Annotated in this window: 9 protein-coding genes; 4 read left to right on the top strand and 5 right to left on the bottom strand. The window is 73.1% G+C overall.

Annotated features, from left to right (window positions below; genetic code table 11):
• Window positions 1–214 precede the first annotated feature (214 nt).
• Window positions 215–547, top strand: a complete 333-nt coding sequence (locus tag OG994_RS10550; RefSeq protein WP_120330177.1) for a hypothetical protein — start codon at window positions 215–217, stop codon at window positions 545–547.
• Here OG994_RS10550 and OG994_RS10555 read toward each other — a convergent pair whose 3' ends face one another.
• Complete coding sequence (locus OG994_RS10555; protein WP_328853029.1) at window positions 548–3,595, bottom strand: P-loop ATPase, Sll1717 family; 3,048 nt, start codon at window positions 3,593–3,595, stop codon at window positions 548–550.
• A gap of 232 nt (window positions 3,596–3,827) precedes the next feature.
• On the opposite strand from OG994_RS10555, the gene OG994_RS10560 reads away from it, so the two are divergent.
• A complete protein-coding gene (locus OG994_RS10560) occupies window positions 3,828–4,988 on the top strand; it encodes an NAD(P)/FAD-dependent oxidoreductase (RefSeq protein WP_328853030.1) in 1,161 nt (386 codons plus the stop codon).
• Entirely contained in the window at window positions 4,985–5,905 is a 921-nt protein-coding gene (locus tag OG994_RS10565; protein WP_328853031.1) for an RNA polymerase sigma-70 factor, read from the top strand. The genes OG994_RS10560 and OG994_RS10565 overlap by 4 nt, the downstream gene beginning before the upstream one ends.
• Before the next feature lie 48 nt (window positions 5,906–5,953).
• Here the strand turns inward: OG994_RS10565 and OG994_RS10570 are convergent, their stop codons facing one another.
• The 3 genes from OG994_RS10570 to OG994_RS10580 all read right to left on the bottom strand — a co-directional run bounded on the left by OG994_RS10570 (window position 5,954) and on the right by OG994_RS10580 (window position 9,766).
• Window positions 5,954–6,985 carry an alpha/beta hydrolase gene (locus OG994_RS10570; RefSeq protein WP_328853032.1) on the bottom strand — a complete coding sequence of 344 codons (1,032 nt, stop codon included), beginning with the start codon at window positions 6,983–6,985 and terminating at the stop codon, window positions 5,954–5,956.
• 14 nt (window positions 6,986–6,999) lie between these two features.
• A complete protein-coding gene (locus tag OG994_RS10575) occupies window positions 7,000–8,226 on the bottom strand; it encodes an SGNH/GDSL hydrolase family protein (protein ID WP_240033067.1) in 1,227 nt (408 codons plus the stop codon).
• A gap of 205 nt (window positions 8,227–8,431) precedes the next feature.
• A complete protein-coding gene (locus OG994_RS10580; protein ID WP_328853033.1) occupies window positions 8,432–9,766 on the bottom strand; it encodes a nicotinate phosphoribosyltransferase in 1,335 nt (444 codons plus the stop codon).
• 238 nt (window positions 9,767–10,004) lie between these two features.
• On the opposite strand from OG994_RS10580, the gene OG994_RS10585 reads away from it, so the two are divergent.
• Window positions 10,005–11,231, top strand: coding sequence for a PucR family transcriptional regulator (locus OG994_RS10585; protein WP_120330171.1), 1,227 nt, complete (start codon window positions 10,005–10,007; stop codon window positions 11,229–11,231).
• 245 nt (window positions 11,232–11,476) lie between these two features.
• Here OG994_RS10585 and OG994_RS10590 read toward each other — a convergent pair whose 3' ends face one another.
• On the bottom strand, window positions 11,477–13,390 hold the full coding sequence (locus OG994_RS10590; protein WP_120330170.1) for a Xaa-Pro dipeptidyl-peptidase: 1,914 nt from the start codon (window positions 13,388–13,390) through the stop codon (window positions 11,477–11,479).
• Between the last annotated feature and the right edge of the window lie 331 nt (window positions 13,391–13,721).

The raw sequence follows: 13,721 nt of genomic DNA on the forward strand, positions 1-13,721 counted from the left end.
TCGAACAGTCTCGATCGTCGTGGGCCGTCCCGGGTCTGGCACAGGTGCCGTCCGCCGGCGAGCGGTCAGCGAACAGGCACGAGCGGTGATCGGCGGGTTCCGGTCGTTGAGCGGCACATCACCGCGTGTTGCGACCCGGTCGGCGCGGTCGTCGCACCCCACCCGGCGCGTCGAGGCGGGCCGTGCTGTCGACCGGGCTCAGTAGCATGCGTCCGTGCGGAATGTTGAGTTCTATTCGCTGTCGGCTCAGGTCCTCCCGGCGCTGGCGATCGCGCTCGTGCTGCAGCGCTGGGCGACGCTCGTCGGTTACGGGCTCGGCCGGCTGCACGGGCGGATGACCATGACGTTCCGGTCGGTGCCTCTGGCCCTGCTGCTCGCCGTCTTCGCCGCGGGCGAGGTCAGCAGCATGCTGGTCGTGTTCGCGGGCACCGACGGGCGGCTCCCGCTCGTCGCGGGGCCCGTCGTCTGGGCGAGCCTCGTCGTCCTGCTGCTGGCCATGTTCGTGTCGGCGTTCAGCAGGGTGCGGTTCGACCACTCGAAGAGCTAGTCAGCCGAGCACGACGTAGGGTTGGTTCTCGGCCGTCTTCTGGATGACGATCCGGTTGTCGGCCTCCGACACGGCATTGACGAAGTCCAGCAGCGACGTGTAGCCGAGCGCCCGGTAGTTGAAGCCCGGAGAACGCGCCAGCAGCCGATTGCCCATCTCGGACAGCAGCATGCCGGGCCGCCCTTCGAACAGCCCGTCCTGGACGACGCGTACGACGAAGTCGCACAGTTCCTGGTCGGGAACGTTGCGGCTCTGGCCGCGCCAGCCGCCCCCGTTGTTCCGGCCGCCCTGCCGTGGCACGTTCCGCCGCTGTCCCGTGCCGGCCCCCGGGCCCGGTCCGACCGGCATCTCCACCTCCAGCACCAGCGGCGCGTACTGGACCCACTCCAGGAACCGCTCACGGTTACGGAGGTCCGTGCCCTCCAGGTGCGTGCCGAGAGACCGCGCGATCCCCGCCCGCAGCGCTGGGCTGAGCCGGCCGGCGCTCTCCAGGACGCAGGCGCAGGACAGGATCTGGTACGGCAGAAGCACGGGCGCCGTCGACATGGGGCCGCCCTTCGCGTACGCGTGCAGGAAGCCCTCGATGTGCCGGATGGTCAGGCTCCACAGCTCCCGTGTCCAGATCTGGTTGCGCAGCTCCTCGACGTCGCCGGTGACGTTGCCGAGGCCGCGCTCCCACGAATGCCGGCCGATCGGCATCACCCGTGAGGCGGCGAGGATCGGCCACAGCGGCCGCAGCGACGAGACGGGGGCGTCCGGTCCGCTGATGAACGCCAGGCTGGTCTGCCAGAACTGGGCCTCCCGCTCCGGCACCTGGCTCACCATCCGCACCACGCCGATGGCGATCTCCTGCAGGTACCGCTTCGCCGCGCTCACCACCAGCGCCTGCGCCTCGTCGAGGTGGTTCCTCATCAACTCGAGGACCAGCAACCGTGCCCGGGCCGGCCAGGACCGTTCCGCGCCGCCGTTGCGCAACATCTCGACGGCCAGGTCGATGGTGGACTCGTCGCAGGAGAGGTAGGCGAGGTCGGCAGCCACGCAGGCGGCGCCGTCGTGGCCGGTGTGGCCCGGGTGGAGCAGGTGGAAGCCGCCGACCGGGTCACCCTGCTCCCCCAGTTCCCGCGCCTGCCCGACGGCCCACGCTCCCGTCCGGGCCACGAGCGACGAGGTCGGACCCGCCGGCGCCGACGCCCCGCCCGACCTGTCGCCGACGCCGAGGCTCACCGGAGAGTCGCCGGCCGGCAGGCCGACCATCGCCTCGTCGCTGCCGAGCGCGTCGCCGAGTTCCTGCGCGAAGTCGAGCTGGTCGCCGATCTCGGAGGGGGTGTTGGTCGGGACCAGCTCGTCCCGGCTGCTGCCCCGGCGCTTCGGCCGGCGGCCGCGGCGTCGGCGCTTGGCGGACGTCGCGGCCTCCGGCGCCGGGGCGTCGGCCGCCGCCTCGCCGTCGTCGTCGCGCGGTTCCCCGACCTCGTCCGGCGCGCCGCCGACCGTGCCCGCCGCCGGGTCGTCGTCGGGCCGGGCGGTCTCCTCCGGCTCGGCGAGCCCGGTCATCTCGTCGGCCTCGGCCGCGCCCAGTCGCAGCTCGGCGCCGTGGATCGACACGAAGAACGCCGGCCGGTAGAGCGGCGGAACGATGAAGACGCCCTCGTTCTTGCGGAGGAATCCGATGTACCGCAGCACACGGAGCACCTCCTCCAGCTCCTCGCCGGTGACGCCCAGCCGCTCGGCGATCTCCGCCTGGGTGAATCTGACCGCACGGCCGCGGAGCTTCTCGATGTACGTCCGGGCGATCGTGCTCTCGGCGTAGAGGGTGTCCTGCATGCGCGCCAGTGAGAGCTGCCGGTAGCCCTGCTGGAGTGCCCGGGGGGAGAGGACGAACGTGTCCCGGCGGGCGGACATCCCGGCCCGGTCCCGCATGGCGATCTGGATCTCGGCGAGCTGCGCGCTGCGCAGCAGGGTCAGCACGTTGCGCGGGTTGAACTCGCGGGTCGCGTCGACGGTGACCAGCAGCAGCCACACGAGCGGATCGAGGTTCTCCATGCGGCGGGGGAACAGGCTGCGGCAGAGACGGCGGCGGCCGGTCGAGGTGGTCAGCATGTCCTTGACCGCCGGGCTCACCAGCTCCTGCTGCTCGGCGCCCGCCGTGACCCGCAGGGCGATCATGTGCAGGATGGCGTCCGAGTCCCACGTGATCCGGGTCGTCCGCAGGTGGGTCGCGTTGACGAACCCCTCCTTCTGCGTGATGCGGTCGAAGATGTCCAGGCGCAGGAACAGCTTGGGCCGCAGTCGCATCCCGAAACTGCACACGTCGAGGTGGGCGCGCAGCAGCCCGCGCAGGGCGGCCACCTCGACGTCCCGCCGGTCCGGGAACGCCTCGTCGAGCCGGTCGAAGAGGATCCACATGCGCAGGTTCAACCGCTCGAGCGCCGCGTAGATGAGATCGAGCAGCCCTTCGAGGGTGTCCAGCGAGACGAGCAACGCGTCGCCGGACGCCTGTCGGTTCGGGGCGCCCGGTGACCCGTCCCCGTCGCTGACGACGATCGTCGTTCCCAGTTGCGGCCGGATGCGGCTCAGCACCCGCCGCCACACCGAGTGCGGCGACGGTTCGTCGACCATCAGCCCGCAGCTACGGATGCCCTCCTCCAGCGCCGCGACGTCGGCCGTGTCGGAGAACGTCTTGACCAGGTAGTTCCCGGCCAGGCCCACCATGTAGGCCAGGAAGATGTCCCGGTAGATGCCCTCGTCGTCCGCGTCGACCTGGTTGATCAGTCGCTTGAAGAGGATCGAGCCGCGGATGTTGAAGGCCGGCATGATGATGACGTCGTTCAGCTGCTCGATGTCGACGTCGGCCTTGGACAGGAACCGGGCGATGGCGCTCTTGCCGGTGCCCTTGGCGCCGATGACGAGGTCGACGTCGTCGTGGACCAACGCCCAGTACGTCCCGGTCCGGAGGAAGTAGGAGTCGAGCCGCTCGTCGTGCTCGGCGACGTCCTGCCCGAAACGGAGGGTGCCGATGGGGCCGATGTGCAGTCCACCTTGATCGGTCATCGTGCTCCGTTCCGTCGCCGGCCGCGCCCGGGCAACCCGGGGCGTCCCCGCTGTCGCCTTCGGCCAAGGATCACCCGGGTTCGCGCGTGAAGGCAACGGCCGGACGCTCACCGGCGGGTGCCGGACCGGACGGGCGTGGCCCGCCCGCCGTGTGACGCCCGTCACCGCGCTTCACGGGCAGACCGTACCGGCTCGTCCCGTGGTCGTCGACAACGCGAGAAGGGGCAGGCACATGAACAGGATCGTGATTCTCGGCGCCGGGTACGCGGGACTGGCCGCGGCGACCAGCCTCGCCGGGCGCACCCGGCGCCGCAGCGACGTGCGGATCACCGTCGTGAACGCCGACGAGCGGTTCACCGAACGGCTGCGGCTGCACCAGACCGCCTCGGGGCAGCGGCTGGCGGATCTGCGGATCCCGGACCTGCTGGCGGGCACCGGGGTGGAGTTCGTGCGCGGCTGGGTCACCGGCGTCGACGCCGCCGCGCGACGCGTGCGGATCGACGACGAACGGGTGCTGGAGTACGACCGGCTGGTGTACGCGCTGGGCGCCGTCGCCGACACCGCGGCCGTTCCCGGCGTGGACGAGAACGCGTACACCCTCGACAGCGCGCACGACGCCGACCTGCTGGCGCGGCGGCTCGCAGGCCTGGGCGGCGGCACCGTGGTGGTGTGCGGCAGCGGGCTGACCGGCGTGGAGTGCGCGGCCGAGATCGCCGAGCGGCACCCGGGCCTGGACGTCGTGCTGGTCGGCCGGCAGGAGCCGGGGGCGACGATGACGCCGGGGGCCAGGGCCCACCTGCGTCGCGCGCTCGCCCGGCTGGGCGTCCGGGTCGTGAGCGGGGTCGAGGTCGTCAAGGTGCTGCCGGAGTCGGTGGAGCTGGCCGGCGGGGACAGCGTCCCGGCCGACGTGGTGCTGTGGACCAGCGGGGTCCGGGTGCCGCCGCTGGCGGCCGCCGCGGGTCTCGCGGTCGACGAGCGGGGACGCATCGTGACCGACCCGACGCTGCGGTCGGTGTCGCACCCGCAGGTGTACGCGATCGGCGACGCGGCCGCGGTCCGGCAGCGCTACGGGGTGATGCACGGCACCTGCCAGAGCGGCATGCCGACGGGTGTGCACGCGGCCCTGTCGATCGCGCGGGAGCTGGACGGCCGGCAGCCACGCCCGTTCCGGTTCGGCTACCTGCACGCTCCTGTGAGCCTCGGCCGCCGCGACGCCGTGATCCAGTTCACCCACCCTGACGACAGCCCCAAGCGGCTCTACCTGACCGGTCGCGCCGCCGTCTGGTACAAGGAGACGGTGAGCTCGTCAGGGTGGCCGTCGTTCCGTCGGCTCCAGAGGTACCCGGCCGTCGGATCGTTCGCGTGGCGGCGCGGCGGCCGGTACACCCGATGACCACCGACCGGCGGGGCAGCGTCTTCGACGACCACCGGAACCTGCTGTTCTCCGTGGCCTACCGCATCCTCGGCACGGCGGCCGACGCCGAGGACGCGGTACAGGACGCGTGGCTGAAGTGGTCGGCGGCCGACCGGTCGCAGGTCGCCGACCCGAAGGCGTACCTGGTGCGGATCGTCACGAACGTCGCGATGGACCGGCTGCGGTCCGCGCAGGCCCGACGGGAGACGTACGTCGGGCCGTGGCTGCCCGAGCCGATCCTGACGAGCACGGACACCGCCGACGAGGTGGCCGCCGCGGACGCCGTGTCGATGGGTCTGCTGGTGGTGCTGGAGACGCTCACCCCGCTCGAACGCGCGGTGTTCGTGCTCAAGGAGGCGTTCGGCTTCAGCTACGCCGAGATCGCCGAGGCCGTCGACCGGTCCGAGGCGACGGTGCGCCAGGCCGCGCACCGCGCCCGCGGGCACGTGCAGGCCCGGCGGCCGCGGTTCCACACCGACCGTGCCCGGCAGCGGGAAGTGACCGAGCGCTTCCTCGCCGCCGCCACCGGCGGTGACATCAACGGGCTGATGCAGCTGCTCGCCCCCGATGTGGCCCTGTGGACCGACGGCGGCGGCAAGGTGCGTCAGGCGATGCGGCCGGTGACCGGCGCGGAGCGGGTGGCCGCGTGGTTCGCGGGCATCGCGACCCGCCCCTACCAGGGGGTCGAGCCCGCCGACATGGCCGTCGAACTGGTCGAGATCAACGGGTGGCCGGGCATCGTGTTCAGCGGCGCCGGCCGGGTCATCGCCACGCTCACCCTCGACCTGGACGAGGACGGTTCCGTCGTCGCGATCCACAACGTCGCCAACCCCGACAAGCTCCGCGCGGTCGCCGCCCGCACCGTCCACCCCGTCGAGGGCGGCCCCGAGCGGTAGCCGGCGTCCGCCGGTGACCCACAAAGGGTCACCGGCGGACGCCGCGGGCTACCGCGCGACCTCGTGGGTCGCCGCGCCGCGACCCGTGCCGAGCGCGCCGAGCAGCGTCGGCAGCGCCCGGTGCAGCTCCCGCTCCCAGTACGGCCAGCTGTGCCTGCCCGGCCCGTAGAAGTCGGTCCGCACGGAGATCCCCAGCTCCCGCAGGCGGTCGACGAAGGCGACGTTCTCGGCGTGGATGAGCGCCTCCAGACCGTCGGTCGTCCCCGGCGGGTCGAACGGCCCGCCGGCGGTGCCGTCGCCCGTGGCCACGAACAACGCGGTGTGCCGCAGCCGCTTCGCCAGGTGGTACGGGTCGTGGGCCGCCCAGATGTGCCGTTGCGCCACCGGGTCGCCCCACAGGTCGTACGGGTCGAGCCCGGTGCGGCCGAAGAACGGCAGCCAGTAGGACGCGTCGCGGGACGGGTGCACGACGCCGCTGAACGACGCCGCCGCCCGGAACATGCCCGGGTGGCGGGCCGCGTACGACATGGCCCCGAAGCCGCCCATCGAGAGGCCGGCCACCGCCCGCTTCGGACCGGCGCCGTAACCCCGCTCCAGGATGCGGCGCACCTCGTCGAGGTGGAACGTCTCCCAGGCGGGCGTGCCGCCCCGGCCCCCGTTCCACCAGTCGCTGTACCAGCCGGCGGCACCGGCCTCCGGCATGACGACGAGCACGTCGCGCAGCTCCGGGATGCTCGCCACGTCGGTGGAGCGCGTCCAGCTCACGTACGAGTCGCAGCAGCCGTGCAGCAGGTAGAGGACCGGCCAGCGGTCCCCGGGCCGGCGCTGCTCCCACCCGTCGGGCGTCAGCAGGCGTACGGCGGCGGTCCCGCCGAGCGCCGGTGACTGGATCGTGAGGTCGACCAGGCGCGGCCCGACGACGGTCTCCCGGGCGACGTACGCGCCGTCGGGCGCGTGCACCGGGCCGGTGACGGCACCCGTGGTGGCCGCCGGTCCGGCCGCCGCGGCCGGTGGTGCGGTGAGCCCGGCCAGTGTGAGCCCGAGCGCCACCACGGCGCCGAGGGTGGCGCGTCTGCGCATGGGTCGGCCCTCCATCAGCAGATGTCGCGGAGGTTCACGGCCTCGGCCATCGCCGTGAAGCCCACGTTCCCGGGGTGCAGGTGGTCGCCGGAGTCGTACGCCGGGTTGAGGCGGCCGGGGTCGGCCGGGTCGCGGGTGGCGGCGTCCAGGTCGACGACCGCGTCGAACTCGCCGGAGGTGCGGATCCACTCGTTGACCGCCTGGCGGTCGGCCTCGCCGGCCTCGCTGTAGTAGCCGGCGCCCTCGTACGGCAGGATCGTGGCGCCCACGACCCGGATCCCCGCCTGGTGCGCCCGGGCGATGAACTGCCGGTAGACCGCGATGAGCTGCTCCGGTTCGAGGGCGCCTCGGCTGTTGCCGATGTCGTTGATGCCCTCCAGCAACACGACGCTGCGGACCCCGGCCTGGCCGAGGACGTCTCGGTCGAAGCGCGCCAGGGCCGAGTCGCCCGCCGTCCCGGCGTTGTTCAGCAGCCGGTTGCCGCTGATGCCGGCGTTGAGCACGCCGCACTGCCGGGCCGTGGGCCGCCGCAGCAGCCGGTCCGCCACCTGGTCGGGGTAGCGGAGGTTCGCGTCGACCGTCGAGACGACGCCGTCGGTGATCGAGTCGCCGAAGAACACCACCGACCCGGCCGCGCGGGAGACGACGTCCACTCCGGAGAGGAAGTACCGCGCCGTGTCCAGGCGGGTGAACGCTCCCCCGGCGTCGGAGGTCGCGTCGCCCGTGGCGCGGAAGGAGGTGGAGTAGCCGGCGGGGTGCCAGGTCGTCGGGCCGGTGGGGCCCGGGAGGTAGGTGCTGACGACCAGGTCGGAGTCGTCGGCCACCCGCATCGGCACCGGGTCGGACCACCACTCGACGCCGGCGGGGATGGTCACCGACCGTTCGCCGTCGAACGTCACGGGGCGCAGGGCGCCCTGGTCGACCTGGGGGGTGCCCGCGCCACCGGTGCGCGGCGCCACGGTGACGGCGCCGACGGTCAGCGCGGTGGTGCCGTAGACGTTGCTGATGCGCAGGCGGACGCCGTCACCGCCGACGGACAGGTGCGCCACCTGCCGCAGGGTCGTGTCGGTGAAGCCGGCCGCCGACGTGCCGGACGTGCCCGGCCGGGCCACGGCGGCGGACCAGCTGCCGATCCAGTCGGCGTGCCCGCCGGACTGGGCCACCGCGGTGGTGGGCAGGAGGCCGGCGCCGACGGTCAGCGCGGCGACGGCGGCGAGACGTACTCGTAGACGCTTCTTCACACTCAGCTCCTCGTCTCGAGTTCGGTGCGGAAGCCGGCCGGCGCGGGGAATGAAATCACGTACGGTGATCATCCGACAGCGGCAGGCGATGAGCCGGGGGGTTCGGCGCGACGAGCGGACGGCTGGCTGAGCCGAGCGGCGACGGCCGCTGCGACCAGCGGCCATCGACGGGCGTGCACCTCTTGCCGCCCGGGCGCGGGCCCGGTCAGGCGCCGCCCCGCCTGGCCTCTGCGGCCACCCGGTCGTGCAGCGCCCGCAACGCCGGGCTGACGGTGACGGTGAGCGGGGTCGGATCGGTGAGGCGGCGCGCCGGCTCGGGAAGCCAGCGCAGGTCCGCGTCGAGGCGGCGCCGCGCGGCGCGTACCTCCTCGGGCGGGTCCGCGGGTTCCAGGCGGCGGCCGTCGCGCATGACCGGCACGAGCAGCGGTTCCCGGTCTCCGGGGGCGGGCTCGTCGCGCCGGGCCACCACGTCGGCCTCGCCGGCGGCGTCCCGGAAGACCTGTTTGGGGCCGGGCAGGGTGGCCTTGCCGGGTGACAGCTTCAGCACCGGCCGGTCGCCGACCGCGACCAGCTTGTACGCGCTGTCCAGCGACGGCGCGTCGTAGGAGACGCCCATCTTCGTGCCCACACCGTACGCGTCGATGGGCGCGCCGGCGGCCACGAGATCGGCGACGGCGGCCTCGTCGAGGCTGCCGCTCGCCACGATCCGGGCGTGGGTCAAGCCGGCGTCGTCGAGGATCGTGCGGGCCTGCCGGGCCAGCGCGGCGAGGTCACCCGAGTCGAGCCGTACGCCCAGCGGGCCGGTCAGCCCCAGCTCGGCGACCACGTCGACGGCGGCGCGCACGCCGGCGGGCGTGTCGTACGTGTCCACGAGGAAGATCGGGTTGTCGGGGGAGTCGGTGGCGAAGGCGCGGAACGCCGACCGCTCGTCCGGGAACGCCTCGACGTAGGAGTGGGCCATCGTCCCGGACGGTGCGAGACCGTAGCGGCGCGCCGCCTCGACGTGGCTGGTCGCGGCGAAGCCGGCGATGGCCGAGGCGCGGGCCACCCCCGCCCCCGCCTCGATGCCGTGGGTGCGCCGGAACGCGAAGTCGACCAGTTGGGCGTCGCCGGCCGCGAGCCGGCAGCGGGCCGCCTTGCTGGCGATCGTGGTCTGGAACGTGACGATGTTGAGCACGCCGGTCTCCACGAGCTGCGCCTCGGCGATCGGGGCCGTCACCTCCAGCAGCGGCTCGTCGGCGAACACCACCCGTCCCTCGGGGACGGCCCACACGTCGCCGGTGAAGCGGAGCGCCGACAGCGCGGCCAGGGTCGGCTGGTCGAAGCCGCCCACGTCGCGCAGATAGCGCAGGTCGGCGGCGTCGAACGCGAACTCCTCGAGGAAGGTCAGCGCCTCGGCCAGCCCGGCGGCCACGAGGAAGCCGCGCCGGGGCGGCAGCCGGCGGGCGAAGAGACTGAACGTCGCCCGGTCGGTCATGCCGCGGCGCAGGTAGCTGGCCGCCATCCGCAGCTCGTACAGGTCCGTCCGCAACCCGCTCATGCCCACGGCACCACTGTGGGGGACGGGTCGCCCCGGCGTACGGAAAACGGGCGATCCCGGGCTTCCCGGGTGCCGGGCCGCTGGCTACGGCCGGGTAGACGGTTGTCCCGGTCGATGCCGACCAGCATGATCGTTCTGTGCGGCCCTGGCGCGGCCGGGCCATCGAGGCTCGGTGGGGCGCACCGACGGGTACCTGTCCGTCGTGGAAGGTCCAGTGAGGGGCGACCGGAGGAGCCCAATGGAGGGTGAGCTGCAACGCTTGGTTGACGCGCTCGCCGCGTACGCGGGTCGACCAGCACTGATCGAGGACCGGCGCCAGCGCGTCGTGGTCTACAGCGAACACACCGGCGTGATGGACGGCGTACGGCGGGCGTCGATCCTGCGCCGCCAGACCACGCCGGAGGTGATGGCGTGGTTCCGCAACGTCGGGATCATGGACGCCCGCGAGCCTGTGCGCACGCCGGCGTCGAAGGAACTGGACCTGCTGCCACGGGTCTGCGTGCCGATACGCCACCAGGATCTGCTCCTGGGATTCGTGTGGTTCATCGACCCGGACGGCACGATGGCGGACGCGGACATCGCCGCCACCGGGCTGATGAGTGAGCTGTCCCTGGCCCTCTACCGGGAGAACCTGCTCGGTGAGCTGGCCTCGCAACGCGAGTCCGAGGCGGCCCGAACGCTGTTGTCGGACAGCGAGGCGACCCGGGACCGCTCGGTGCAGGCCCTGCGCGAGGCGGGGATGATCGCCGACGGGCCCGCCACCGCGCTCGTGGCGCAGCTCGTCCCGCCCGACGACCGGGTGCCCGACGAGGTGGCCCGGCTCGCGCTCGAACAGGCGCTGGTCACCACCCGGCGCTGGGTCGGCAGTCGGGAGGCGCTGCACCTGGTGCGTGACGACCACGGGGTGCTGCTGCTCGCGGGCGGGCGGGGGGCGGGCCGTCCCTCCCCCGAGACGGCCGCGAAGCTCCTCGACGACAACCTGCGCCACGCCACGCGGGGGCTCGCCTGCGTCGACCGCTCGGTCGTCGGGGTGGGGCAGACGCGCCCGGGCCTGTCCGACGCCTTCGGGTCGTACGGCGAGGCGCTGCAGGCCGCCCGGGTCGGCGTGCGGCTGCCGGCTCTCGGCAGCGTCGTCTCCTGGTCGGGGCTGGGCATCTACCGGGTGCTGTCGCGGCTGGAGGGCCGGCGCCTCGACATGGCCGACGTGCATCCGGGCCTGGACCGGCTCCTGCGCGAGCAGCCCAGCCCCGTGCTGTTGCAGACGCTGGAGCGGTACCTGGACCTGGCCGGCAACGCCCACGCCACGGCGGAACAGCTACGGCTGCACCGGACCACGCTGTACTACCGGTTGCAGCGCATCGAGGAGCTGGCGGAGACCGACCTGAAGAACGGCAACGAGCGGCTCTGCCTGCACCTGGCGCTGAAGCTCGGTCGGCTCACCGGTGCGTACCGCCCGGAGAGCTGACGGCGCGTACCGCCCGGAGAGCTGACCGGGCGGCACACGTCGGGCGCCGTACGGGCGGCACACGTCGGGCGCCGTACGGGCGGCACACGTCGGGCGCCGTACGGGCGGCACACGTCGGGCGCCGTACGGGCGGCACACGTCGGGCGCCGTACGGGCGGCACACGTCGGGCGCCGTACGGGCGGCACACGTCGGGCGCCGTACGGGCGGGGCGGCCTGGCCGCCCCGCCCGTCGGTTCGGGTGTCGCTACAGCCCGGCCCGGACGGCGGCCGTCCGGCCGCCGACCACCGGCAGCTCGATCCGGCTGCTGTCGAAGTGCACAGTGATCTCCGCCCGGTTCTGCTTGGCCCGGCTGCTGTAGCCGGAGTAGGAGCCGAGCAGGACCACGCCGATCTGGTGACCGGCCTCGAAGACGTAGTCCTCGGGCAGCAGCGGCACGTCGACCGCGTTCTTCTGCCCCGGCACCAGCGGAGTCGACACGCGCAGCGAGTCGAGGTTCAGCCCGTCGAGGATGCCCTTGGTGACCAGCTCCTGCGCGTCGGTGGCGATGGTCTTGCGGGTCTGCCGGTAGCAGGCGTCCTCGGCGTGCCCGCCCCAGGTGGCCGCCTCGCCCCAGCAGTCCTCCTCGGTCAGCGTCGCGATGCCGTCGCCGGCCGTGCTGAACCGCGGCCGGGTGCCGTAGTCCACGAGCAGCCCGGCGAAGCTCGTGTCCTCACCGTTCACCGACGCCTTGATCCGCACGACCGGCGTGCCGGAGATGTGCAGCGGCGCCTTCAGGGGCTGGGACAGGAACACGAGCCGGTTCTCGGTGTTCGCCGCCGGGTCGGACGGGTGCCGGATCGCGTTCGTCTGGCTCATGGTCGGGGTGTCCTGGAAGGTCCGGGACGCCTTGCCGGCGTTCGGGCGGACCGACAGGCCGCCGGCCTCCCCCTCGGCGCCCGGCCGCAGGAACACCTGGGTCGGGCGGGCGCCCGGGATCGGCCAGTCGCGGTGGGTCTCCCACACGTCCGGGGCCCGCTCGACGTCGACCCGCGGCTCCTTCATGATCCCGTTCTGGATGCCGTGCAGCCAGTAGTCGAACCAGCGGTGCAGGGTGTCCACCCACTCGCCGCGGCGGAAGTCGAACGGGTCGACGTGGCCGGTGCCGGTCAGCCACAGCTTGCGGGGGACGTCGTTCTCCGCGAGCGCGTCCCACCACTTGCTGAAGTGGTCCGGACGGACGTTGTTGTCGTTGATGCCGTGCACCACGAACACGCTGGCGCGCACCCGGTCGGCGTGCGGGACGTAGTCCCGCTCGGCCCAGAAGTCGTTGTAGTCGCCGGTCACGTCGTCGCCGTCCACGCCCAACTGGGTGCGCACCGGCGCGCAGTACGCCCGCCGGTCCGGGTTGGTGACGGTGTTGGCGAGGCTGCCGGAGTAGTTGTTGGCGCGGGTGACCAGGCCGTTGCTGCGCGAGTAGTCGTACCAGCTCGAGATGGCCGAGATCGGCACGATCGTGGTGAGGCCCTCGACGCCGGTGGCGGCCGCCGCGTTGGCGAGGGTGCCGTCGTACGACTTGCCGATCATGCCGGTGCGGCCGTTGTGCCAGGTCGCCACGACCGGCTCACCGGCGGCGTTGCGCCCCGGGCGCCGGCCGTTGAGCCAGTCGATGGCCGTCGGCGCGCTGATGTTGTCGGCGTACCCGCCGGTGACCGGGCAGCCGGTCGAGTGGTTGGTGCCGATCATGTCGAGCAGCACCACCGCGTAGCCGCGCGGGACGAAGTAGTTGTCGTAGAAGAGCGGCCACTTGTCGTTGAGGCCGTCGCCGTCGACGTCCTCCTTGCACTCGCTCTCGTTGCCGCGGCAGACCGTCGAGTAGTACGGGCTCGCGTCCATGACGACCGGCACGCGCAGGCCCTCGTCGCTGGCCTTGGGCCGGATGATGTCCATGGCGACGACGTCACGCGCGCCGTCGCCGTCGGTGTCGACGTCCGAGGTGACGAATACCCGCTCGCGGATCGCGTCGGCGTACCCGAACACCGGTTGGGTGACTCCGTCCCGGACGACCGGTCCGAGACGTTCCGCGGCCGGCTTCGCGGTCGCGGCGGCCGCCGGCAGGCCGACGGCGGCGGTCAGCATGACCACCACCGACGCACGCCACCAGCTCCTCCTGGTTCGCATGGTGCTCCTCCCTGGTCCGGCACCGGCACGGCCGTCCCGGGCAGGGTCGGCGGGCCGCCGGTGCGGCAGATGGTGGAACCCTAGGAATCCGGGGGTGGCCCGGTCATCGGACAGGTGCGGAAGTTGATCGTCGGCGTCTCCTACGTCTGTCGTACGCCACCGCCACCCAGCGTGACCCCGAGGACTGCGACAGGCGTAGGAGCGGTGGGCGGGGGATTCCAACAGGTGCCCGATGACGGGTGCGCCGCCGGGCCATAGGTTCGGCCGCACACCCGCCACCGGGCTGGGCGATGGGCGATGCCAGCCGGTGGCGGGGAGACGTGGACGAGCA

This window comes from Micromonospora globbae, from assembly GCF_036184225.1.
GTDB classification, from domain to species: domain Bacteria; phylum Actinomycetota; class Actinomycetes; order Mycobacteriales; family Micromonosporaceae; genus Micromonospora; species Micromonospora globbae.

Excerpts from the sequence above, each read along its gene's own strand:
- OG994_RS10555 (WP_328853029.1), bottom strand. The coding sequence starts at position 3,595 with ATGACCGATCAAGGTGGACTGCACATCGGCCCCATCGGCACCCTCCGT.
- OG994_RS10570 (WP_328853032.1), bottom strand. The coding sequence starts at position 6,985 with ATGCGCAGACGCGCCACCCTCGGCGCCGTGGTGGCGCTCGGGCTCACA.
- OG994_RS10585 (WP_120330171.1), top strand. The coding sequence starts at position 10,005 with ATGGAGGGTGAGCTGCAACGCTTGGTTGACGCGCTCGCCGCGTACGCG.
- OG994_RS10580 (WP_328853033.1), bottom strand. The coding sequence starts at position 9,766 with ATGAGCGGGTTGCGGACGGACCTGTACGAGCTGCGGATGGCGGCCAGC.
- OG994_RS10560 (WP_328853030.1), top strand. The coding sequence starts at position 3,828 with ATGAACAGGATCGTGATTCTCGGCGCCGGGTACGCGGGACTGGCCGCG.
- OG994_RS10590 (WP_120330170.1), bottom strand. The coding sequence starts at position 13,390 with ATGCGAACCAGGAGGAGCTGGTGGCGTGCGTCGGTGGTGGTCATGCTG.
- OG994_RS10565 (WP_328853031.1), top strand. The coding sequence starts at position 4,985 with ATGACCACCGACCGGCGGGGCAGCGTCTTCGACGACCACCGGAACCTG.